This window comes from Pararhizobium sp. LjRoot255 (assembly GCF_964252905.1).
Taxonomy (GTDB): Bacteria; Pseudomonadota; Alphaproteobacteria; order Rhizobiales; family Rhizobiaceae; genus Pararhizobium.
The window spans coordinates 120,194-143,105 of the sequence record NZ_CAXUPQ020000003.1 but is presented as its reverse complement, the minus strand read 5'-3'; the positions used below and the strand labels follow the sequence as shown (position 1 = coordinate 143,105).

The following is a 22,912-nucleotide window of genomic DNA, read 5'->3' as shown; positions in this document are numbered from 1 at the left end:
AAGCAGAATTTATAACGATATGCAAGCTTGCATTATTAGACTTTGTATGTTTTTCTGCTTTCACCGTCGGCGAAGCGTTGGTGATACGGACTAGCTGTCCGCCACCCGTTGAAGGAGAGAGTCGCGGCGGTAAGGGAGGATACATTGTTGAATACCGCACCCATTCTAGAGGCGCGTGAACTGACACGCTCATTCGGCGGCTTCGTTGCCGTGCAGAATGTGAACCTGAAGATCAAGCCGGGCACGATTCACGCGTTGATCGGGCCCAACGGTGCGGGGAAAAGCACACTCTTCAATCTCTTGACGAAGTTTCTCCCACCCAGCAGCGGCCGGATCTTCTTCAAGGATCAGGACATCACGTCAATGGCGCCCGCCGACATTGCCCGTCTCAGGCTTGTCAGATCGTTTCAGATATCATCGGTCTTCCCGCATCTCAGCGCACGGGAGAATGTCCGCGTAGCCCTGCAGGCCCGCGAGCGAGAGACATTTGCCTTCTGGAAATCCAACGCGACGCTTCGCCGCTTCAACGAGGAAGCGACTGCGCTTCTGGAAAGCGTTGGACTTGCCGATCGGGCACAGGCGAAAGCCAGCGAATTGTCCTATGGGCGAAAACGCGCACTGGAACTTGCCACGACGCTTGCGCTGGATCCGGAGGTGCTCCTCCTGGACGAGCCGATGGCAGGAATGGGAACCGAAGACATCGGCCGGACCGCCGCCTTGATCCGCAGTGTTGGAAAAGGCCGCACGGTTCTCATGGTCGAACATAATCTGGGCGTTGTCGCCGATTTGTCCGATAGGATCACCGTTTTACGACGCGGAGAAATCATCGCCGAAGGAACCTATTCCGATGTCTCTTCCAACAGCGAGGTCCGCAAGGCCTATATGGGAGGAGCTCATGGCTGAATCCGCACTCCTGCGCGTCAATAATCTCGAGGCATGGTACGGCGAAAGTCATGTTTTGCATGGCGTCAATTTCAACGTGCATAAAGGCGAAGTTGTCACCCTGATCGGGCGCAACGGTGCAGGAAAGTCAACGACGCTCCGCAGTTTGGTCGGAGTGGTCGGGAAGCGACGAGGCTCGAGCATTTACAAGGGCATCGAACTATTGTCGCTCGCACCACACAAGGTGGCGCGTCTGGGCATTGGCTATGTGCCGGAAGAGCGTGGCATATTCTCTTCTCTGAATGTGATCGAAAACCTAATGTTGCCGCCGGCGTGGCAGGCTGGCGGCATGGAAGTCGACGAGATCTTCAGCCTTTTTCCAAACCTCAAGGGTCGTGACAATACGTCCGGTACACGATTGTCGGGCGGTGAGCAGCAAATGCTTGCAATTGGAAGGATCCTGCGCACCGGTGCCGATTTCATTCTTCTGGATGAGCCAACCGAGGGCATCGCGCCGGTTATCATCGAAGAAATAGGTGCTGCCCTGCGCGTTTTGAAGGACCGGGGCATGACGATCATCCTGGTCGAACAAAACCTCCGGTTCGCCGCCTCGGTTGCCGACCGCCATTTCGTCCTCGATCAAGGAAAGGTCATCGACGAGATTTCCAACAACACACTCGATGCCAACATGGACCGACTGAACCGCTATCTCGGGGTCTGATCCATGACGCGCGATTACAAATAGGTATTGTCTGATGGCTGATATCTACGGCGTTCCGATCACCGTGCTGCTCGGCCAACTGTTGCTTGGTCTGATCAACGGGTCATTTTATGCTCTTTTGAGCCTAGGGTTAGCGATCATTTTCGGCATGCTGAACGTGGTTAACTTCGCTCATGGCGCTTTCTACATGCTGGGCGGCTTTGCCGCCTGGTTTTTGCTTTCAAAACTGGGGCTGGGATACTGGCCGACGCTGATTGCGGCACCTATCGCAGTCGGCATTCTCGGAATCATGGTGGAGCGCGTTCTCCTCAGGCGGCTTTACCGGATGGACCACCTCTACAGCCTCCTCCTTACCTTCGGCATAGCCCTCATGCTCGAGGGACTCTTCCGCCACATCTTTGGTGCGGCAGGCAAGCCCTATCCCGTTCCGCCTTCGCTGATGGGAGGCATCAATCTTGGATTCATGTTCCTCCCGATGTATCGCGCTTGGGTGATCGCAGTCTCGCTGGTGATCTGCATTCTGACGTGGTTGGCGATCGAGCGCACCAAGCTCGGTGCGTATCTGCGGGCGGCGACAGAAAACCCGGCGTTGGTTCAAGCATTCGGCATCAACGTGCCGCTGATGCTGACGTTGACCTATGCTTTCTGTGTCGGGCTATCCGGCTTTGCGGGAGCGTTGGCCGCACCGCTCTACCAAGTCAGCCCCGGAATGGGATCGAGCATAATCATCGTTGTCTTCGCCGTGGTCGTCATCGGCGGAATGGGATCGATCGGAGGCGCAATCGTTACCGCTCTCGCCCTAGGTATCATCGAAGGACTGACCAAGACCTTCTACCCTGCGGCCTCATCGATCGCGGTGTTCATCGTGATGGTGCTGGTCATTCTCATCCGGCCGTCCGGCCTGTTTAGTCGCGAGGCCTGATCATGAATAGCTCGAACATTTCCTCGTCTTTTCTGGTTAGGGTTAGAGCCGGAACCTATCTGCTGGTCGCGATCGGCGTGCTGATGCTGGTTGCACCCCAAGTCGTTTACCCTCTCTTCCTCATCAAAATCCTCTGTTTTGTGCTGTTCGCCGCAGCGTTCAATCTCGTGCTGGGTTATGCCGGCCTACTCTCCTTCGGCCATGCGGCCTTCTTCGGTGGGGCCGCGTACATCGCCGCACATGCCGCCAAAGTCTGGCATTTTCCGTTTGAGCTTGCTGTGCTCTCGGGAACCGTCTTTGCAGCCTGCCTCGGTTTCGTATTCGGCGCGCTGGCCATTCGCCGTCACGGCATCTACCTCGCAATGATCACATTGGCGCTCGCCCAAATGGTCTACTTCCTGGCGGTGCAGATGCCCTTTACAGGCGGCGAAGATGGCATCCAGGCCGTACCACGCGGATACCTTCTCGGCGTAATCGATCTCCGCAGCATCACGTCAATGTACTACACCGTGCTTGGTGGGACGGTTATTGGCCTTGTGATCATATGGCGCGCCGTCAATTCGCCTTTCGGCCACATCCTGTCGGCCATCCGTGAAAATGAAACCCGCGTCACGTCCCTCGGACTCAAGCCGGAGCGCTACAAGCTGATCGCATTTACGCTATCGGCCGCGTTGTCTGGTTTTGCCGGGTCCATGAAGGCAATCGCCTTTCAGCTGGCGTCTCTCGTCGACGTTACGTGGCATATGTCTGGAGAGGTCATCCTGATGACGCTGCTTGGTGGCATGGGAACGCTGATTGGTCCGATCGTCGGGGCAAGTCTTGTCGTCGGGCTGGAGCATTTCCTGTCGACAAGCGGCCTGCCGATCACCTTTATTATTGGTCTGTTCTTCGTCGTTTGCGTCATGATGTTCAGACGGGGGGTGTTCGGTGAGTTAAAGCTTCTGCTCGAACGCCGACGCGGCTGACCAACAAAAGTCTTCTTATGCAAGTAAATAAAACCGGGGTAAATCTCAGCCCCGGTTTTTCTATGCGGAACAAAGATGCATCAGCCGCGGGACGTAGCGCGGGTGCCGAAGAGATAACCGACGGCTGCGGCCATGATGATCTGCACGACGGTCGAAAGATCTTTCGACACCCAAGCCTGGCCATCGTGAGCCATATTGCCCGGCGCCGAACCAAGGCCTGGCACTAAACCACCTTGGGCGACCCACATAGCAGCCAGGACTGACACAAACACAACGGCTGCAATCATTGGCAGACCGACAAGCATGCCGGTGGATGATGAATTGGACATAGGTGGGGCCCACGTTCTGCTGCTGCTTGACACGGTCTGCGACGGGGACCTCTCCTGTGCCGACGCTGACTTGCCACTAGCCTGCTCGATGCCGCTTTCAACCTGCACCGGGTTCTGGCGGCGCTCAATTTCTTCGGCGAAGCGCTTGAAAAACTGACCGGATAGCTGTTTTGCCGTCACATCTATCAGCCGTGCGCCCAGCTGGGAAAGCTTCCCGCCAATCTGGGCATCGACGTTGTAGTGCAAAATGGTACCGTCGTCGGTAGCTTCAAGACGGACGGTTGCAAGCCCTTTCGCAAAGCCGGCAACGCCGCCCTGCCCTTCGCCGGTGATTTTGTAACCGTTAGGCGGGTCCAGTTCAGACAGCGTCACCGCACCCTGAAATTGGGCTTTCACCGGGCCAACCTTTATCACCGCGACGGCCGACATCTCGGTATCGGACGACTTGGTCAACTCCTGGCACCCGGGGATGCAAACCTTCAAGACCTCGGGATCGTTCAACGCGTTCCACACCTCCTCCTTGCTTGCCGGAATGTGCTGTTGACCTGACATATCCATGGGATGCCCTCCTCGCATATTATTGGCGTTCGCCCCTATTGATCCTGAGCGCACCAGATTACTTGACATTCTTCCATTAGGTCTAATAATGCAAGTCAAAATCACAGACAGCTGCCTCATGGCACGGCGTGATGGAGGAGCCAAGATGGTAAGCTTTCCAGGAATCACCCTCAACGGGATGGCAAAACCGGTCCAGCGCCGGAAAACTTGTCACACTTTTATCGACCGGAATGGTCGAACAAGGGTGACGTCATGAAGCCAGCGCCCTTCGATTATCTCGCCGCGAGTTCGATTTCTGATGTAACGGAGGCACTGGCAGCATCCGGCGGAGACGGCAAGATCATTGCCGGTGGTCAGAGCCTGATGCCCATGATCAATTTCCGCCTGGTGAAGCCGACCATCCTCATCGACATCAACGGCATCGACGGGCTTGATCGCATCGAAAAACGTGGCGACCGGATACGGATCGGCGCAACCGTCCGCCACTATATGACGGCAACCGATAGCCTGATCCAGCAACATATTCCCGTTCTGCACGATGCCATGCACCACGTTGCTCATCTGACCGTTCGCAACCGTGGGACGTTCTGCGGCAGCATTTGTCACGCGGACCCCGCTGCTGAAATGCCAATGATGGTGCTTCTTTTGAACGGGGTAATCACCGCCTGTTCTGTCAGAGGCGAAAGGTTGATTTCCGCAGCGGATTTTTTTGTCAGCTCTCTCGTGAGTACACTGGAGCCTGACGAGTTGGTGACATCGGTCGAAATCGATACCCTCCCGCAGAATACCGGCTGGGGTTTTCAAGAATTCTCGAAACGTCATGGAGATTTTGCCCTGGCCTGTGCAGCAACGACAATGCGTATCGAAGACGGCGCGGCGCGCGATGTGCGTTTCGCCATGATGGGCGTCGGGGAGACCCCACTGCGCCTGTCGCAAATCGAAGCAATGATAGACGGTCAGGCGGTGGCTGATGCGCTCCTTGATGAGGTCTCGGCTGCGCTAAAGGATATCCTGCGACCGAACACCGACCTCCACGCCTCGGCCGACTACCGCCGGCATCTCGCCGCAGCGCTCGCCCGGCGCGCGCTGCGCGATTCATGGAGACGAGCGAGTATGACTGATGAATGAGAAAAAGATCACCGTTTGCGTCAACGGTCTGACCTACACCAGAACGATTGAGCCGCGCCTGCTTCTTAGCGATTTTCTGCGCCATGAGCTTGGCCTGACCGGAACGCATGTTGGCTGCGAGCATGGGGTCTGCGGTGCTTGTACCGTCCTCCTAGACGGCCGCAGTGCAAGATCATGCCTCACGCTGGCGGTACAAGTCGAGGGCATGGCGATCGAGACTATTGAAGGACAGGGCAGCATGGACCAGCTGGGTCCCATTCAGGAAGCCTTCCGGCAGCATCACGGACTGCAATGTGGGTTCTGCACGGCGGGCTTCATCATGGCGATCACCGACATGCTTCGCTACCATCCGCTCGAGACCGATGAGCAGATCCGCGAGGCCCTGTCAGGCAACATCTGTCGATGCACCGGCTACGAGCACATCGTCAATGCTGTGCGCGAACTGGCACAAGAAAGAGGACCATTGGAATGAAGATGCACTTCCTTCAAGGCGGTCGGCTGCGCATGCGCCGATCTATCTTCATTTCCGGAGCGTCAAAAGAGGAGGTGATCGATCTGCCCGTGCATGCAACATTGATGCGGCATTCGCAGGGCAACGTCCTTTTTGACAGCGGTTGCAGTCCGCAGGCAGCAGCCGATCCCCAAACCCGGTGGGGCGGGCTCAGCAAGGTGATGACCCCCATATTCACACCGGAGCAGACAGTGCTCCGGGAGTTGGATCTGCTTGGACTGAAACCGGATGACATTGATGTCGTCATCTGCTCACACCTTCACCCCGATCATTGCGGATGCAACGAATACTTCCGACGCGCGACCATCCTCTGCCATGAGGCGGAGGTAAACGCCGCGAGGGCTGAGGGCGCTGAAAACCAGGGTTATCTGAAGCAGGAATGGGACCAGCCGCAAGGCTTCCAAACGTTCGACGCGGAATTCGACGTCTTCGGTGATGGCCGCATCGTGCTCCTTCCCATGCCGGGGCACACGCCTGGGATGACAACAGCGCGGGTGTCGTTGCATCGGGACGGAACGTTCATCCTTGCCTCCGATGCAGCTCCCCTGCAGATGAACATCGATGAAGGCGTGGCCCCCAAAAACACCTGGAATACGGACCTGGCCGCAGCAGCGCTTGCTCAACTGAAGGCATCCCGGGACAAGGGTGAAACGGTCATTTCCGGGCACGATGACAGACAGTGGACGATGTTGCGGAAAAGCCTGGAGTGCTATGAATGAACCAGCGTGACCATTCCGTTGAGCATCGTCCGAAACTCGTCGGCAAAGGAGTAAAGCGCACGGAAGATCCGCGTTTTCTCGCGGGGGTGGGGCGATATGTGGACGACATGACGCCACCAGGCACGCTCCACGTGGCTTTGCGACGGTCGGACCAGCCGCATGCCCGCATCACCAGCATCGAGGTTGGTGAGGCATTTTCCGTTCCCGGAGTCGTGGCAATCTATGATGCGACCGATCTCGAAGATGAAATCAGCCCCGCCATCCCCACGTCCCGCATGCCGGGCTACTACGCGACGCCTATCTGGCCCCTTGCAAGGGAGAAGGTTCGTTACGTTGGCGAGCCAGTCATCGCGGTCGTCGCTGAAAGCCGTTACGCGGCTGAAGATGCACTTGAGCACATCACCATCAACTATGAGCCTTTGCCGTTCGCCATTAGGCAGGTTGACGCCGTCAAGGACGACGCACCTCTCCTTCACGAAGAGGCTGGCACGAACACGATCATCAAGCGCGAATTCAAGCGGGGCGATGTCGATGCGGCATTCGAAGGGGCTGCCGTCACCGTCAAGGGACGGTTCCGGATGACACGCAAGACAGCCGTTGCGATGGAGAACCGCTCTTATCTCGCCGAGTGGGACGCACGAAACCAGTCGCTGACGCTTTACACATCTTCAAATATTCCGGGTGTCATCCGCGACGTTCTTTCCGGTTGCCTTAATTTACCCGGAAATCGTCTTAGGGTCGTCGCGCCGGACGTCGGCGGGAGTTTCGGCGGCAAGGGATCACTGTATAGCGAAGAAATTCTCGTTAGCGCCTTGGCCCGCAAGCTCAAGCGGCCAGTGAAATTCATCAGCGACCGTCTTGAGGATCTTTCCGCTACAAGCCAGGCTTTCGACGAACTGATCGAAGCCGAACTTGCTGTGACGAAGGACGGCATATTGATCGGGCTGCGTGCAGATGTCATCGGTGATGTCGGCGCTTATTCGATCTACCCATGGACGGCGGCGCTGGAAACTGTGCAGGTGGTCAGTTTTCTTCCCGGTCCGTATAGGATGGAGCACTACCGCGGTCGGATCAGGGGCGTTCTCACGCCAAAGCCACCCACCGGGCCATATCGCGGGGTCGGCCGCCCCTCATCGACTTTTGCGATGGAGCGCCTGATAGACATGGCCGCGCGGAAGCTTGGCATGGACCCGGTTGAGTTTCGCCGCAAGAACCTGGTGACGGCCGAGGAATTTCCGTATCGAACCGCCTCCGGGATCATCTGGGACAAGTCGGCCTTTCACGAATGCCTGGAAGGTGCTTGCGCACACGTTGATTATCCCAGTCTTGTCCAACAAAGGGATGCCGCCAGAAAAGCCGGCCGCTGGGTGGGGATCGGTCTGGCGAGCTATGCGGAACTAACCGGCATCGGATCACGCATCTCCGTCGCCCCCGGCATGCCAATCAACACGGGCACCGAGACGTCCAAAATCGAGATCGACGCCACAGGTGCGATCACGGCAGCGTTCGGAATTTCGTCGCATGGTCAAGGCCTCGAAACAACCCTCGCCCAGGTGATCGCAGACGAGCTTGGGTGCAAGTTCGAAGACATCGAAGTCAAGCACGGCGACAGCTCGCTTGTGCCCATGGCCAGTGGCACCTATGCCAGTCGCTCAGCGGTTCTGGGCGGAGGTGCGGCAACGCTGGCCGCGCGCGTGGTCAAGGACAAGGTTCTGCGGGCCGCAGCCAATTTAATGGGGCAGAGCGTTGAAGACCTCGACGTTCACGATGGCATCGTTACCAGTCGCAATTCGAACCTCACGATGACACTCAAGGAAGTCGCGTTCGCGGTCTATACACAGATGGGGCGAATTCCACGCGACAAGCGTGAGGACCTCACCGCCTCTGAGACCTATGACCCCTATCTTGGCACCGCGTGCTCGTCCACTCATCTCGCAATGGTCGAAGTCGATCCGGAGACCTACGGCGTCAAGGTACTCCGCTACGTCGTCGCTGAGGATTGCGGCAAGATCATCAATCCGATGATCGTCGACGGCCAGGTCCATGGCGCAGTAGCGCAAGGCATAGGTGCTGCTCTCCTAGAAGAGATCGTTCATGACGATCAAGGACAGGCGATTACCGCGAGCCTTGCCGACTACCTCGTCCCCGTGGCGAGCAGTGTCCCGGATATCGGAATTGTACATATCGAAGCGGAGCTCCCCAACAATATTGGCGGCTTCCGGGGAATGGGCGAAGGCGGCACGATTGGTGCACCGGCAGCAATCGCAAATGCCGTGTCTGATGCGTTGTGGCATCTTGGCGCATCGGTGGAAACGCTTCCTGTGACACCGGAACGAATATTCCAGATGCTTCGGGATCGCACCGCTTCTAGTCCAGCCCCGGCGATTGGAACGCCGGCTGAGAGCCGACTGCGCAGCAATCCGTCAGTCACGGGGGCGGACTGAGTAGTCGGCATCTTTTGATGCAATCGTTTTGTTGCACGAGCAAACGACGCCAAAAATCCTGTAAATCTTCGAACCGCATGATTGGTTGCAGAAAGAAGGCCGCTTTGCGACTTTGACCGTGCCGCGGATCCCGGATGCTTTCAACCGTTGGAATTCCTCAAACGCAGGGCCGTATCAGAGAGCGAACGGATATCGAAGAATGTAGTCGGTATCCTTTGCCGCGATCGCCCTCTTACACTCTGAGCAAACGACGATTGCCGAAAAATCCTGCCCGCACCGCTTATGACGAAGTCGCATCGGTGGCTTGCCATCGGCAAGCCACCGATCACCCCAAGCCATCATCACCAGCATTGGCTTGTAAAGTTCAAGCCCCATCTCAGTGAAGCGATATTCAAACCGTTCTCCGGAGTTATAGGGAACCTTGCGATACACTTCTGCCTGAACGAGGCGTGCGAGGCGATCGGCCAAGATGTTCGTCGCGATGCCAAGGTTCTCCCGCATCTCCTCGAACCGTCTGACACCATACCAGCCTTCTCGCAGGACCAGAAAGCTCCATCGGTCTCCGATGATGCCGAGGGTTCTGGCGACCGAACAAGGCCTCACCCGTTCTAGAAGGGTGGAATCAGAACTGCGTCTGGATGTCGGGCGAGATTCCACCGGAACATATCCTGCTCCCGGACCGTCGCGAGGAGCGACCTCACGGGCACTAAAAGGCTCCAAGCATTCGCAGCACACCGTCACTGGGTGGCACTCGCAACCGCAACTCTTGTGTATAAGCTGCAGGGGAGGCTCCTTGCCGCCGCAGAGCCATTTGTCGCCAAACTCCATCAACGACAGCATCGTCGGGAACAAATCCTTTCCTCGTGCTGTCAAGAAGTATTGCTGACCAGGCTCATTAGGCCTCTTCCCCAGACTTAGGATCTCATTTGCAACGAGAGCTGACAAACGTGATGACAACGTCTGGCGGGGAATCCCCAGCCTTTGCTGGAACTTGTCAAACCGGCGCACCCCAAAATAGGCTTCGCGAAGGATGAGGAAGTTCCAGGTATCAAGAACAATCTCCATTGTACGCCGGACGGAGGACCGTCGCTGCAATAGAGGGCGCCGCGCCTGCTCGGATTCCCCCGCCGCGACGTCACTTGGCTGGACCTTCTTCAGTGTATCCAAGGTTCACACTCAGCTGTTGATCAAGTTTTCGAGCTATATATAAGGTACCCAGTCTAACAATGAAAGCGACATCACCCGTTAACTGGTGTCCAATCGGCATATCGCCGAATTAGTGAAACCACTGTCCGCGATTTAGTGAAACGACTGTCCCGTTCTTCCGAAATACGCATAGAACCCGAGGACGGCTGCTGGTTCCCGTGAGATGACAGTCATCCAATCGACGCAACTATTCGTGGTGAAGAATTCACGAAGCGAGGGCTTTCTCGACTTTAGGGAATGTGATACAAATCCTAGGACAATAAGTCACATTCTCCGAGCTTTTATATCAATGCCCAGTTCCGTCACTCAACGCCAAATCGCCCGGGCCGTGCTAACTGAGCGCGGAATAGCACGTTTGACGGAACTGCGTAATGCAGGTGTGACGGGGGCCACCATGAGCCGAATGGAACGGGATGGCGACGTGCTGCGGCTTGCCCGCGGTCTCTATCAACTTCCCGATGCAGAGCTTGATGTCAACCACAGTATGGCAGAGGTTGCCAAACGCGCTCCGAAAGCCGTTATCTGCCTCATTTCGGCCTTGGCATTCCACCGCCTGACGGATCAGCTTCCGAGACAAATCTGGCTTGCCATAGGCCGTAAGGACTGGGCCCCGAAACCGGACGGCCCCGCTATCCGCATCGTGCGTTTCACGGAAAGCCTCCTCAACGAAAGCGTCGAAACCCATGTGATTGAAGGCGTTCCCGTGAAGGTCTTTGGAATAGCCAAGACAATTGCTGATTGCTTTCGCTATCGCAACAAGATCGGCCTTTCGATAGCGATAGAAGGGCTACAGGAGGCACTACGGCAACGAAGGACTACTCCTGGTGAAATCGCTCACCAGGCCGAGCGCGGTGGCGTCGGCACGGTGATCCGGCCGTATCTCGAGGCGCTGACCGCGAATGGCTAAGGAAATGAAAAACGTCGGCGCCTCTGTTCGCGCCCGCCTGTTGCAACTCGCCAAGGCAAGCGGGCAAAACTTCGATCTGGTTCTGACGCGCTTCGCTCTTGAACGGCTATTGTTCCGGCTGAGCCAGTCGCCCCAAGCCGGTCGCTTCGTTCTAAAAGGGGCGATGTTGATGATGAGTTGGTTCGACGATCCGCACCGAGGCACGCGCGACCTCGATCTTTTGGGTTTTGGTGATCCGAGTCCGGACCCGATGCTTAAGACATTTCGGGAAATTCTGGCGCAAGAAGCCGACGATGGCGTCACGTTCGACTCCGATACGCTGCATGTGGATCGCATTCGTGAGGCATTGGAATATGGTGGGCTCAGGCTGCGGGTGATCGCTTCGATCAGCGGAGCCCGGATCAACCTGACGATCGACATCGGGTTTGGCGATGCGCTTGAACCTGGGCTGGAGGTCCTGGATTATCCTTCTATGCTCGATTTTCCGATGCCGCGGCTGCGGGCCTATGCGCGGGAAACGGTCATTGCCGAGAAGTTCCAGGCAATGGTGATGCTAGGGCGAGTAAACAGCCGCATGAAGGATTTCTACGACATCTGGATCCTCAGCAGGTCTTTTGACTTCAGCGATGATCGGCTGGCGCGCGCAATCGCCGCTACCTTCGAGCGCCGCGAGACATCGATCCCCACCGACCTACCGACGCCCTAACGGACGCCTTTGCCATGGACCAGCAAAAGCAGCGGCAATGGCGCGCTTTCGTTGAAGGCGTTGCACACAATCCTGGCGATCTGACAGACGTCATCGCGGAAATTGCCACATTCCTGATGCCGCACGCGGTTGCAGCTGGGAGGCTGGGCCAATGAGCGTTTTGGTAGCAATCTGCCTCACACTAATTTCATGCCTTGGACTCGCCCTAAATTTTGGCTTGGCCGGAACATGCCGCGCGAATGCAAGATGAACTCAACGCTATTGCTGGCCATCAATGCGGGAAAGGTCGATCCGTATCCCCGCGCGCCCAACATCCTTCACCGTCTCAGGCTGTACGTCTATCGGCGTCGCTTCCTCGCCATCCACTTCCTCGGCGGGACGCGCCTCATCGCTTTGCTGCGGCGCTTCGACGGGTATGCCCGGATCCTCCGCCTGAAACACGCTCACGCCCTCGAACTCACCGGTCTTCCATGCGTAAACCGCATCCTCGAAAATCTGCGGGAAGACGTCTTTGCTCGTGGGGTTGCCATACCATTTCGCGACGATCCTGAGGACCTTGGCGAATATCGCCGTGCCTTTGCGAAGGTTTTCGCAGGCATCGATAAGCTCGGGTTTCAGATCCGTCGGTTCCTTGACTCCCACGCCAGCGGGGAACTGCGTCAGCCCAACGCGAACGACCGCCCGACCAGCATATTGCCGTACCATCGCCATCGCCTCCTCGGCCGATGCCGCTTTCGGAACGAGGATCAATCGGCCGCCTGATTTGACGGTGACGGCGAGCGGATCAGCCGAGCCCGCTGCCATCACGAACTGCTCGACGATCGCGGGCTTGAGAGAAGGGTCTGCGCATTCTTTTATCAGGGCTGCGTCGATCATGGTGTCTCCTGAGCACTCAGGTGTTGAAGGCAACAACAAGCGGCTTTGCGAAGAGCTTTGACCACGCCGTGGTAGCGGCTCGCTGGATAGCAACGATTGATGTCCCTTCGGTCCACCATCCGTTTCCGACGGCAATTATGAAATCCGGATCGTGCAGCATGGACTGAAGGACCGGCCAAACGATCAATTGCTCGTAGCAGATCAGCGGTGCCGCGCGTCTGGCACCAATGGAGACGACCGGGTTTGCGAAGAAATCCGCCCGGGCGCCGCCACTCGCCCCGAACCAGGATCGCCATGGCTGCCACATCGAACCGGGAACCGGCATGCGTTCACGGTAGAGGACGTGTTCACCCTTCCCGTCGATCACCACGAGGACATTGTCGTAGCCTCCTGCATCGACCAGTGCGGCGCCGGCGATAACCATAGGATTGCCATCGCTGAATACACCGGTCCAAAGCCGCTCCACGGTCGGTGTCCAGAAGCCAAGCGCACTTTCCGGCAGCACCACGGAGCGGGCGCCATCGCTGGCCGCATTCCGCACCGTTGCTATCAAGTCACGCTGGCGTTGAAGACCAGTGTCCCGGCCAAGCGAAGCCCCCATCCTCAGATCGACGCCCTGCCAGCCTTCCGGTAGTTTCGGGTCGGTCCAGATTGCGGCGGACCACAGCCAAAGGCCTGTCAAGGCGATGGCGACAGCTGGCCAAATGCGGGTTACGAGGCCCGCAATGCCGGCTGTCATGAAGCCAAGTCCCCACCATCCCCATCCGGGGAACAGAACACCCGCCGCCGTGAGAGGATGCGCCCAGCCCGTGATGCCGAACGGTGGGATGGCCATGATGACGGTCGCGAGGAGATGGCGAAACGGACGATCGTTCGGGCTGTTCGTCCAGAGCACGGAATGCACGGCAACGAAACTCATAGACGCACCCAGCCAGAGCAGGAGGCCCGGCCAGATATCGGACGAATAGAAGGCTGCAACGCCCTGTGGCAGACCACTCGACGCGGCCAGGAAGTAGCTGGCGGAGACAAGCGCCGCCACCAATCTCGTTCGCGACATCGACCACAGAACGGGAAACCCCAGTGCGACAGGAAGGAGCAATACATAACCGTTCCAGCCCACCACGCCGATCGCAATCGAAGCGAATATCAGCAGCGCCGGCCGAAGGTAATCACAGCACAAAGGTGAACACCTCTTGCGCCCGACCGAGAATGCCGGAAGCGGGCAGCGGACCGAAGTATCGGGAATCGTAAGAGCCGGGGAATGAGGAATGCAGGAAGACATATCCTGGCGGTACGACTCCGCTCATAAACGGCGCCAACGGCCGTCCCTTTCCATCTCGTTGCGCCAGCCTGGAAGAGGAAACTTCCCGGCCGTCCACGTTTACGCTGGCGCCGATTTCCACATGCTGTCCTGCGACGGCGATTACGGTCTTGATCAGCGGCGCGACACCGCCTGGGCAGGAACCGGAACGAAGATAGCCACGGGCTCTCGCCACCCGCATCTCCGCCGTTTCCGGGGGGCAGATGAACACCAGGTCGTTGACAGCCGCCGGTCGATGAAGCGGAACAATGCGCCATAGGCCGAGCGGCTCGCTCGGGGTCAGATTGAGGCGGTATCCACCGATGAAGGCAGTCACCACCAGCAGGATGGCGGCCACCATCGTCATCGACAGAACCACAATGGCTCGTCGTTGCTGCGTAGTCATCGACCGGTGGGTTGCGGCCCCGGCTGTCATTTCAGCGACAGCCCCTGGCTTCTAGTTTGCCGCAATGTCTCAACCTGTTTGAGCGCCTCGGTCGTTCGTTCATGAGAGCCAAGTTGCTGAACCGTCCGCATGGAATTCCACGCGTTTTGGATCTCAGCCATTTGTCCGGCCGTCATGCCCGATGTCACGGTCTCGAAGGTCTTGCCGCTGGTGTCTTTTGCGGCGAGCGGCAAGAAAGTCCGTTCTCCGAAGCGCTCGGACACAGCCTTGGCGAAACCTTCGAGTTCGGCCTTCACCATCTTGTCGGCCAGCGCATATTCGAGGCCAGCCGGAAGATCGTTGCGATCAATCGCATCGCGCACGCGTTCAAGCGTTTGCTTGGCGGCTGGAGAGAGCGCCGGGATGTCGACCGAAACCTTGAGCCGGACCGCGCGCTCCTCCGTCTCATGTTTGAATTCGGCCTCGGCCCGCTCACGAAGGTAGCGTTCAAGATTTCGGGCAAGCGCCGGCACATTGGCGACCGCTTTTTCCCGATCCTGCTTGTCGGCACGGCTAGCGAGAAGACCGGCCCTGCCCTTGAGGGCGCCGAAGCTTTCGGGGGCGACGGCAATCCTCGCGAGGGTGGATTGTGCGACCGACTGGCCCTTCAGCATCGCATCGACATTGATCGCCTTGAAGGCCGCTTCCGGCTGGGCGTAGACGAGATGGAAGCGCGTCGAGACGTCCTCCCATTGCTTCTTCAGGCCGAGGTCGGCGGCGAGCTTGTCCTCGACAACCTGATCGAGCGATTTCGGGAAGGTGGTGATACCTGATACCATGGGCTTGGCCTCCTTGATCGTGTTCGAGGTGGATTGCTTGTTGCTGCCGCGAACCAGTCCGAGCGCTGCGCCGATGGCGGCAAGACGGGCGCCGAGACCGGCGAGTTTTTGTTTCTGCCGGACGGCCCATTGGAGGCGATCGTGCGCGATCGTGCGGGCGACGTTCATGAGGTGCAGGCCTCGCGCCTCGGCAAAGTGCAAGGCCTGCCGATAGAGAGAGCTCTTCTCGTAATCGAGCGTCGTCTCCTTTGCGTTGCGGCGCGACAGGATTGGGATGAGACCGCCGGATTTCGCGAAGGAGCGGCGACCGTAGTAGACGGCGACATTCTCGCGGTGGCGGGTCATGGCGACATAGGTGAGATGACGGTCCAACGAGAGGGAAGCAAGCACCTTCACCCGGTCGACGGTCGCGCCTTGGCTCTTATGGATCGTCGTCGCATAGCCGTGATCGAGGTTGTTGTAGAAGAGCTGCTCGATCGTGGCCTGGCGACGATGTTCCCCTTCGCCGATCTCAGCGACGATCCGGCCGGGTGCAGCCTCAAGCACCTTTGCCAGCATGCCGTTCTTGACGCCAAGGCTGCCCTCGTTCTTGAGGAACACAATCTGGTCGCCGGTCGCGAACATGCGGGTTCCATCCTCTGTCTTGAACGCAAACCCGTCAGCGACGGTGCCGCGCTCAACAAGCTTGGCGCGGGCCATCTCGTTCAACATCCGAACATCGCGGCGAAGGTGTGTGAGGATCAGGCTGGTCTTCGAAGAGTGGTAGTCATGGTTCCAATCGGCAATGAGGCTTTCGACCGCCTGCGCCTTGAGGTCCAGCCCCCTGAGGTGCCCATGGGCACGATAGGCATCGACCGCTTTGCCGACGTTGCCCCGCGCCAGATCGAGTGAAGCGTCCCGCATCCATTGTTCGCGTTGGCGATAGATGGTTTCGAGTTCGGCATAGCCGATCCGAGCGGCAATCGCCCGGAAGGCGGCTCCCGCTTCGATCGGCTGGAGCTGTTCGGGATCGCCGACCAGAACCAGTTTCGCTCCCGTCCTGGTGACGGCTTCGACGAACAGCGCCATCTGCCGCGACGAGACCATGCCGGCCTCGTCCAGCACGAAGACCGTCTTGTCGTCGATCTGGTTGCGGCCCTGGTTCCAGCGAAGCTCCCAAGACGACAGCGTGCGCGATGGAATGCCCGCTTCCTTCTCAAGACCCTCGGCCGCTTTGCCGGCAAGCGCACCGCCGACGACACGATAGCCGGCCGTTTCCCACGCCTCGCGCGCAGCCTTCATCATCGTCGTCTTGCCGGCGCCGGCGCGGCCGATGACAGCGGCAATCCGCGTGGCCCCGGCGACATGCTCGATTGCCGTTCGCTGCTCATCCGACAGACGGGAATGGCGCGCAAAGGTCGCCTGCAGCACCGCCTCACGGACACCATGGGAGGCGCGACCGGAGAGCCAGATCGCGCGATTGGCCATCTCGGCTTCAAGGCGGATCATCTCCCGCGTGGTGTACTTCGCGGGTGTCCGAATACCTGTCGCAAAGTTGATCCGCTCGCGTTCGAGCCGGAGCGCTTCCGGACTCTGCAGAATGCGGACCATCAGACTCTGGAACAGAGCGACATCGTCGATATAGCGATACAACACCTTCGCAACATCGCGTTCGTGGAAGACGCTCCTCTCCCGCGTGATCAGGTCGAGCACAATCTCCGGACGGCGCCGGATCCGGCGGGCGTTCTCGCTGCGGCGCTCCTCCTGAAGCTCAATGCGTTCGAGTTTGGGAGTAGAGGTCTCCGACTTGTGGTCGGATTGCTCGGCCTTGCGCTCGATGGCTTTGGCGCCGACGCCGAGGTGAATGGTTGGCTCGAGGTCGATACCCTGCTTTTCGAAGGAACGGCCATCGATGCGGATATCGAGGCCGGCAAGCACCAGATGTTTGTTCTGGCAGGCAAACCAGCCGTCGCGAAACGCATTGAAATCCTCAGTGCTACCGGCCCACAGCTGATAGACGATCTTGCCGGCGTCATTGCGGATCGGCTTGCCGTCCGGGGCGAGAACCGCGACCTTCTTTGAGCCGAACCCATCTTCGGTGAGCGGCCGCAATGTCGTCATCAGATGCACATGCGGATTGCCTGGGGCGTCGTGATAGACCCAGTCCGCGACCATGCCCTTCGCGGTGATGAGCTGCTCCACAAAGTCGCGCATGAGCGCGATGTTCTGCTCGGCCGTCAGCTCGAGCGGCAGGGCTATGGTGACGTCCTTGGCGAGCTGCGCGTCGGATCGCTTCTCGAAGCCTTCCACTTTGTTCCAGAAGGCCTCGGATGCGCCGGCGACCGAGCGATCGGCAATCATGCTGCGCACCCATTCCGGCGCGTCGGCAGGGATCGCGAACTCCTCATGCAGGAGCCCCTGCTTTCGCGTGTAGTCGATCGTCCGGGCTTCCCGCTCAAAGTCCATCTTAGCGCAGTGCCGGTAGGCCGCCGACAGGACGGCGCTGCGGCCGGAGCCACGGGCGACGACGCTGACGGAGAAGTGAGGGGCGGCCACGGCGAAGTTCTCTCCCGGTTGCGAACGATATCAAAAGGTTCGTCGGGAGCGGCGGGCCTGCCGGGCCGCAAAGCAAGACGTCGCGCCTGCGACGTATAATTGCGCCCTTGGATCCGCTCCTTCGGAACGGCGGGATCATCTCCAGAACCGTTGGCTTCGCCAACTGGCATTTCTACCAGTAGAATTCAGGTCCCATCCGGGAGAGTCCTGGTCCGTCGCATCGCGAAAAGACCAAAAAAGGATCATCTGGAATGAAGAAGCCTTCGTCGAAAATCAGGGAAGAAATCACCAGACTTCAGGAACAATTGAAGCAAGCTGAATCGCGGGACGCCGAAAGGATCGGCCGCATCGCCTTGAAGACTGGCCTTGGCGACATGGAGATCGAAGAGAGCGAGCTTCACACCGCGTTCGAAGAACTCGCCGCGCGATTTCGTAAGGGTGCGTTTCAGAAACCGAAGTCGATGGCGCCGGTCTCGGCTGGTGGGTCTTCGGGCCAAAGTGGCGAGGGCTGAGCGCATGGTCCGTGCATCGATAGCCGACGCCCGTAAAAAGGACACTCGGGAGAAAATCGAACTTGGCGGCCTCATCGTGAAAGCCGGTCTACGCTACGAGAAGCGCGCTCTCCTGCTCGGCCTGCTGATTGATGCGGGAAGCCGTATAAAAGGTGACCAGTCTGAGCGGCGGAGGCTGATGGCGATTGGCGCGGAGGCGTTCGGCAATGACCCCGTTTAGAGCAGTATTGTTTCTAGCGCCGATCATATCGACTGTTGGCATCTGTGTCGCACTGACCGGCCATGAGGCCTGGATCGCCGACTTCGGAAAAACTGCGGCTGCGAGGCTATTTCTTGGCAGAGTTGGGATTGGCCTGCCCTATGTCGCCGCTGGTGCTGCTGCCGTCATCTTCCTGTTTGCCGCTGCGGGCGCCGTCGCTATCCGCACAGTCGCGCTTGGCGTTGTGACAGGGACCGGGATGGTCGTCACGATTGCAATCGCCCGCGAGGTCGTCCGCCTTTCAGTACTCTTAGAACACGTTGCACCAGCTGAATCGGTTTGGAGGTATCTCGATCCGGCCACATTCGTTGGAACGACAATCGCCGCGCTGTCTGGTCTATTTGGAATACGGGTCGCCCTGAAAGGCAATGCCGCCTTTGCATCGGCAACACCGAAACGCATCAAAGGGGAGCGCGCTGTTCATGGCGACGCCGATTGGATGACGTCAGCCGGTGCCGCACGCCTCTTTCCAGCAACGGGTGGCATCGTCGTGGGAGAGGCTTACAGGGTCGATAGGGACAGTGTTTCGACGGTCGCCTTCCGGGGCGACGACACAACAACCTGGGGTGCTGGAGGACGGGCGCCTTTACTCTGCTTCAACGGTTCGTTCGGCTCGTCACATGGCATGGTGTTCGCCGGATCGGGCGGCTACAAGACGACGTCGGTCACGATCCCGACGGCGCTGAAATGGGGCGGCACCCTTGTCGCGCTAGATCCATCTAACGAGGTGGCTCCAATGGTGATGAAACATCGCATGAGTGCCGGACGCGAGGTTCATGTCCTCGATCCCAAGTCGCCGAACGTCGGTTTCAACGCTCTTGATTGGATCGGACGATTTGGTGGAACGAAGGAAGAAGATATCGCAGCGGTGGCATCATGGATCGTCAGCGACAGCCCGCGCCAGAACGCCGTGCGGGATGACTTTTTCCGCGCTTCGTCACTTCAGCTTCTGACTGCCATCATCGCCGATGTCTGCTTGTCGGGAAACACGGAAGCAGAGCACCAAACCCTGCGTCAGGTTCGCGCCAATCTTTCCGAACCTGAGCCGAAGCTCCGCGCCCGACTACAAGATATTTACGATGGGTCGAAATCGATATTCGTGAAGGAAAACGTCGCGCCATTCATCAACATGACGCCGGAGACATTCTCAGGCGTCTATGCCAACGCAGCAAAAGAAACACACTGGTTGTCCTACCCGAACTACGCCGCACTGGTGTCCGGTTCCAGCTTCAACACCGACGAACTGGCGGACGGCATTGTCGATGTCTTTATCAATCTGGATTTGAAGACGTTGGAAAATCACGCCGGGATCGCGCGGGTCATTATCGGCTCTTTCCTAAACGCGATCTACAATCGGAACGGCGACATCAGCGGACGCGCGCTGTTCCTGCTGGACGAGGTCGCAAGGCTCGGTTATCTGCGTATTCTCGAGACCGCCCGCGATGCCGGCCGAAAGTACGGGATCACGCTGACCATGCTCTATCAATCAATCGGCCAGATGCGTGAAGCGTACGGCGGCCGAGACGCCACATCGAAATGGTTCGAAAGCGCGTCCTGGATCTCGTTCGCAGCGGTCAACGACCCGGAGACTGCCGATCACATTTCGAAGAGATGCGGCATGACGACCGTCGAGGTCGATCAAATATCCAGAAGCTCGAAGACGTCAGGATCGTCACGATCCCGTTCCAAGCAGCTGTCGGCGAGACCGCTCATTCAGCCGCATGAGGTGCTGCGCATGCGCACGGACGAACAGATCGTCTTCATCGCTGGTCATCCACCGCTCCGATGTGGGCGAGCGATCTGGTTCAGACGAAAAGAAATGATCGCTTCCGTAGTTGAAAACCGGTTTCACAAAACGACGAGAGACACGGCGGTGCCTGGCAAAACAGTCGGGCAGAGCGAGAATTGAGAGAAAATGCATTTAAGAATTCGATCCGTCATCACCATGATATCCGTGTTTGCTGGGTGCCTAAATCCCACACCGACGCTCTTTGCCAAACAACCGAACGGCGCTTCTGGCTCATTCTCGATTTGCAGAAATGGGCCGCGGATCAACTGCGTTGTCGACGGAGATACGTTTTGGTTCCAGGGCGAAAAAATCAGGATCGCCGACATTGATACTCCGGAATTGAGCCCGCCGAGATGCAAGCGCGAACGAGAGCTCGGGCTTGCGGCAAAGCAACGTCTCCTCAATCTGCTTAACGAGGGATCGTTCTCACTGGCATCTGGGGTACGAGAGAAGGATCGCTATGGACGCAAGCTTAGAAATGTCTACCGGGAAGGAATGTCGTTTGGCGACCTGCTCGTCGCGGAGGGTCTTGCACGGCGGTGGGACGGAGCGCGGCGGAGCTGGTGCGAATGATGCCTCCATCACAAACATGAATCGATGCTGTCGGTTCGATTCAAAACTCTCATTGGACGCCGGGATCTGAAAGCGCGATTCTGCGTCGATGATCGTTCAGCCCTACCACCTCTATGTCGAGCGCATCGAGCCAGAGAAGAATATGGCGCGGTTCTATGCGCTCGCCGTCCAGCCGACATTGTTTGGAGAAGTGTCCCTGGTGCGCAGGTGGGGAAGGATCGGAACACACGGCCAGCAGAAGGTCCATGTCTTCAATGAAGAGAAGCACGCCATCGGTTTGTTCCTCGAACTTCTCCGAGAAAAGCGAAAACGAGGCTATAGAACAAAACCAGCTGTGGAAATGCGCAAAATACGGCATTCGTCATCGCAGCGCGTCAATGACAAAGCCCTCGCAAGCTGACAGGGATTCCCTCTTCCTAAAATGATGAGAGGGAATTCTATGACCACAACCAATGAAATTGCCGACAAGATTGCAGCCGACAACAGCCTGACGAAAGTCCAGGCTAAGGGCATCGTCGAGGCCGTCTTCAAGGCGATCGCCGATGCTGCGGGCTCCGACGCTGAAACGTCCATCCCCGGCTTCGGAAAATTCAAGGTCAAGGCGTCGCCCGAACGCGAAGGCCGTAACCCGTCCACCGGCGAAAAGATGACAGTCGCGGCTTCGAAGAAACTGACCTTTGTCCCTGCCAAGGCGCTCAAGGATGCATTGAACAAGTGATCCCTCGAGGGGAGAGCCCCGCCTTTCGGCGAGGCTCTCCTTACGGTCAGTCCCGGTTCGGCCGGGACCAGATGAGGGAGAGACCTTCCTCGCCTTCGACCTCGAGCAGGGTTGCGTAGATCGGGGCCGGGAAGCTCGGGTCGTCGAGCTTGACCGAGAGATAGTCGCGGCCTTCGTTCGAGGTCTTCTTCCAGGCCGCGCCGAACTCGACGTTGCCGGCCAGGATGCGGAAGTCAGGGGCCTTTTCGGTGGCGCGCTCGACGGCGCGGATGGTTGCCTTGACGTTGAGGTTGAGGGTCTTGATGGTGCCGTTGAAGCCGGTGCCGGAAGCGGTGAAAGAGCCGATGGTTGCCATTGTCGTATTCCCTTTTTAAGTTGTTCGGGCCGCGCCCATCGCGGCCTCGATGGCTGTCGACCAGACCGGGGACGATCGGCCTGCACCTGAAAGGCCAAAACGTGAGTGGAGGACGGCCGTAGGAGAGGCTTTCTTGGCCATCGCGAGGAATGGGCGCGCAGCGCACAGGGGAAGAAAACGAACCGGCCGTTGCGGATGCCGACCGAGCCGAGCGTCAGCTTGGCGATCTTCGGTCAGACATGCCCCATCGAGACCGCAGTGGGCGAGCCAGCTGACAGACGGACAAGAATACAGCCAATGGCATCCTCTGGCGGTGATCGTTGGAGGGCCTAGCGGCCCGCACGGCAGCACGCCCGACCGATGAAGGCTTTGATCGCTCGGTGCGACGGACCTGTGGGCCGGGACAGAGCCGTTGCTCGCCGTGTTGTCGAATTGCCTCTCGGCTTTAGTGGTTTCGTCTCGATGGCCGCATCATCTCAACATGGACGCACCGCAGCTCACGTTGATCTTTCAGCTGTCCCAGTTCGAAGATAAGCGGTCAGTTCCCTGTGGCTTCGAACAGTCAAGGCGGGCTCTGTGGCATGGGGTCTTGGTGGATCACAATGGCGGTCTCAACCAGGATGAGCAACATATCAGAACTCCCACAGATCGCCTCAAAGCTTCCCTGCAATCGGGTGGTGGTTCGGCAGGATAGGTCCCGCTCAACAGCCCCTCATCTTGAGAGGAAAATCCGTGCGGGTGACCGTTACGTTGCATTGACAGGGATGCCGGCA

22 protein-coding genes and 1 pseudogene are annotated in these 22,912 nt (G+C 58.4%); 16 read left to right on the top strand and 7 right to left on the bottom strand.

Translation table 11 applies throughout. The features are described 5' to 3' along the window. Nucleotides 1-144 precede the first annotated feature (144 nt). Genes ACSQ2W_RS26395 through ACSQ2W_RS26380 form a run of 4 tightly spaced genes read left to right on the top strand, consistent with a single transcriptional unit; the run spans nt 145 to nt 3,490 of the window. The gene (locus ACSQ2W_RS26395; protein WP_436089124.1) at nt 145-903 is read left to right on the top strand and encodes an ABC transporter ATP-binding protein; all 759 of its coding nucleotides are present in this window, start codon (nt 145-147) and stop codon (nt 901-903) included. Further along, nucleotides 896-1,603 (top strand): ABC transporter ATP-binding protein, encoded by a 708-nt coding sequence (locus ACSQ2W_RS26390; RefSeq protein ID WP_436089123.1) that lies wholly within the window; start codon nt 896-898, stop codon nt 1,601-1,603. Before ACSQ2W_RS26395 ends, ACSQ2W_RS26390 begins: the two co-directional genes overlap by 8 nt. A gap of 34 nt (nt 1,604-1,637) precedes the next feature. Beyond that, nucleotides 1,638-2,525 (top strand): branched-chain amino acid ABC transporter permease, encoded by an 888-nt coding sequence (locus ACSQ2W_RS26385; RefSeq protein WP_436089122.1) that lies wholly within the window; start codon nt 1,638-1,640, stop codon nt 2,523-2,525. A gap of 2 nt (nt 2,526-2,527) precedes the next feature. Next, nucleotides 2,528-3,490: a branched-chain amino acid ABC transporter permease gene (locus ACSQ2W_RS26380; RefSeq protein WP_436089121.1), complete on the top strand. Its 963-nt coding sequence runs from the start codon at nt 2,528-2,530 to the stop codon at nt 3,488-3,490. A gap of 80 nt (nt 3,491-3,570) precedes the next feature. On the opposite strand, the gene ACSQ2W_RS26375 is transcribed toward ACSQ2W_RS26380, so the two are convergent. Beyond that, nucleotides 3,571-4,377, bottom strand: a complete 807-nt coding sequence (locus ACSQ2W_RS26375; RefSeq protein WP_436089120.1) for a CoxG family protein — start codon at nt 4,375-4,377, stop codon at nt 3,571-3,573. 252 nt (nt 4,378-4,629) lie between these two features. Here ACSQ2W_RS26375 and ACSQ2W_RS26370 point away from each other — a divergent pair, with 252 nt between their 5' ends. Genes ACSQ2W_RS26370 through ACSQ2W_RS26355 form a run of 4 tightly spaced genes read left to right on the top strand, consistent with a single transcriptional unit; the run spans nt 4,630 to nt 9,179 of the window. After that, nucleotides 4,630-5,505, top strand: coding sequence for an FAD binding domain-containing protein (locus ACSQ2W_RS26370; RefSeq protein ID WP_436089119.1), 876 nt, complete (start codon nt 4,630-4,632; stop codon nt 5,503-5,505). Next, a complete protein-coding gene (locus tag ACSQ2W_RS26365; protein WP_436089118.1) occupies nt 5,498-5,977 on the top strand; it encodes a (2Fe-2S)-binding protein in 480 nt (159 codons plus the stop codon). Before ACSQ2W_RS26370 ends, ACSQ2W_RS26365 begins: the two co-directional genes overlap by 8 nt. Then, the gene (locus ACSQ2W_RS26360) at nt 5,974-6,735 is read left to right on the top strand and encodes an N-acyl homoserine lactonase family protein (protein WP_436089117.1); all 762 of its coding nucleotides are present in this window, start codon (nt 5,974-5,976) and stop codon (nt 6,733-6,735) included. Before ACSQ2W_RS26365 ends, ACSQ2W_RS26360 begins: the two co-directional genes overlap by 4 nt. After that, nucleotides 6,732-9,179 (top strand): xanthine dehydrogenase family protein molybdopterin-binding subunit, encoded by a 2,448-nt coding sequence (locus ACSQ2W_RS26355; RefSeq protein WP_436089116.1) that lies wholly within the window; start codon nt 6,732-6,734, stop codon nt 9,177-9,179. The genes ACSQ2W_RS26360 and ACSQ2W_RS26355 overlap by 4 nt, the downstream gene beginning before the upstream one ends. A 174-nt stretch (nt 9,180-9,353) precedes the next feature. On the opposite strand, the gene ACSQ2W_RS26350 is transcribed toward ACSQ2W_RS26355, so the two are convergent. Beyond that, the gene (locus ACSQ2W_RS26350; RefSeq protein ID WP_436089115.1) at nt 9,354-10,244 is read right to left on the bottom strand and encodes a winged helix-turn-helix transcriptional regulator; all 891 of its coding nucleotides are present in this window, start codon (nt 10,242-10,244) and stop codon (nt 9,354-9,356) included. 430 nt (nt 10,245-10,674) lie between these two features. Here ACSQ2W_RS26350 and ACSQ2W_RS26345 point away from each other — a divergent pair, with 430 nt between their 5' ends. Continuing rightward, nucleotides 10,675-11,292 (top strand): type IV toxin-antitoxin system AbiEi family antitoxin domain-containing protein, encoded by a 618-nt coding sequence (locus tag ACSQ2W_RS26345; protein WP_436089142.1) that lies wholly within the window; start codon nt 10,675-10,677, stop codon nt 11,290-11,292. After that, nucleotides 11,285-12,153, top strand: a pseudogene (locus tag ACSQ2W_RS26340) (nucleotidyl transferase AbiEii/AbiGii toxin family protein). The gene ACSQ2W_RS26345 and the pseudogene ACSQ2W_RS26340 overlap by 8 nt, the downstream one beginning before the upstream one ends. A gap of 103 nt (nt 12,154-12,256) precedes the next feature. Here ACSQ2W_RS26340 and ACSQ2W_RS26335 read toward each other — a convergent pair. From ACSQ2W_RS26335 to traA, 4 genes are read right to left on the bottom strand one after another with little or no spacing between them, the layout of a single operon-like run. Then, nucleotides 12,257-12,874 carry a TraH family protein gene (locus tag ACSQ2W_RS26335; protein ID WP_436089114.1) on the bottom strand — a complete coding sequence of 206 codons (618 nt, stop codon included), beginning with the start codon at nt 12,872-12,874 and terminating at the stop codon, nt 12,257-12,259. A gap of 16 nt (nt 12,875-12,890) precedes the next feature. After that, a complete protein-coding gene (locus ACSQ2W_RS26330) occupies nt 12,891-14,054 on the bottom strand; it encodes a conjugal transfer protein TraB (RefSeq protein ID WP_436089113.1) in 1,164 nt (387 codons plus the stop codon). Further along, entirely contained in the window at nt 14,044-14,610 is a 567-nt protein-coding gene (gene traF / locus ACSQ2W_RS26325; protein ID WP_436089112.1) for a conjugative transfer signal peptidase TraF, read from the bottom strand. The genes ACSQ2W_RS26330 and traF overlap by 11 nt, the downstream gene beginning before the upstream one ends. Then, nucleotides 14,607-17,933, bottom strand: a complete 3,327-nt coding sequence (traA, locus tag ACSQ2W_RS26320) for a Ti-type conjugative transfer relaxase TraA (protein ID WP_436089111.1) — start codon at nt 17,931-17,933, stop codon at nt 14,607-14,609. Before traA ends, traF begins: the two co-directional genes overlap by 4 nt. 251 nt (nt 17,934-18,184) lie before the next feature. Between traA and traC the strand changes: the two genes are divergently transcribed. The 6 genes from traC to ACSQ2W_RS26290 all read left to right on the top strand — a co-directional run bounded on the left by traC (nt 18,185) and on the right by ACSQ2W_RS26290 (nt 21,784). Continuing rightward, nucleotides 18,185-18,445 (top strand): conjugal transfer protein TraC, encoded by a 261-nt coding sequence (gene traC, locus ACSQ2W_RS26315; protein WP_436089110.1) that lies wholly within the window; start codon nt 18,185-18,187, stop codon nt 18,443-18,445. A 4-nt stretch (nt 18,446-18,449) separates the two neighbouring features. Then, nucleotides 18,450-18,665, top strand: a complete 216-nt coding sequence (traD, locus tag ACSQ2W_RS26310) for a type IV conjugative transfer system coupling protein TraD (protein ID WP_436089109.1) — start codon at nt 18,450-18,452, stop codon at nt 18,663-18,665. Beyond that, a complete protein-coding gene (traG, locus tag ACSQ2W_RS26305) occupies nt 18,652-20,613 on the top strand; it encodes a Ti-type conjugative transfer system protein TraG (RefSeq protein ID WP_436089108.1) in 1,962 nt (653 codons plus the stop codon). Before traD ends, traG begins: the two co-directional genes overlap by 14 nt. A 36-nt stretch (nt 20,614-20,649) precedes the next feature. Further along, nucleotides 20,650-21,066, top strand: coding sequence for a thermonuclease family protein (locus ACSQ2W_RS26300; protein WP_436089141.1), 417 nt, complete (start codon nt 20,650-20,652; stop codon nt 21,064-21,066). 88 nt (nt 21,067-21,154) lie between these two features. Next, nucleotides 21,155-21,466, top strand: a complete 312-nt coding sequence (locus tag ACSQ2W_RS26295) for a WGR domain-containing protein (RefSeq protein WP_436089107.1) — start codon at nt 21,155-21,157, stop codon at nt 21,464-21,466. A 39-nt stretch (nt 21,467-21,505) separates the two neighbouring features. Beyond that, nucleotides 21,506-21,784 (top strand): HU family DNA-binding protein, encoded by a 279-nt coding sequence (locus ACSQ2W_RS26290; RefSeq protein WP_436089106.1) that lies wholly within the window; start codon nt 21,506-21,508, stop codon nt 21,782-21,784. Between the two features lie 46 nt (nt 21,785-21,830). Here ACSQ2W_RS26290 and ACSQ2W_RS26285 read toward each other — a convergent pair whose 3' ends face one another. Continuing rightward, nucleotides 21,831-22,139 (bottom strand): DUF736 domain-containing protein, encoded by a 309-nt coding sequence (locus ACSQ2W_RS26285; RefSeq protein WP_436089105.1) that lies wholly within the window; start codon nt 22,137-22,139, stop codon nt 21,831-21,833. Nucleotides 22,140-22,912 lie beyond the last annotated feature (773 nt).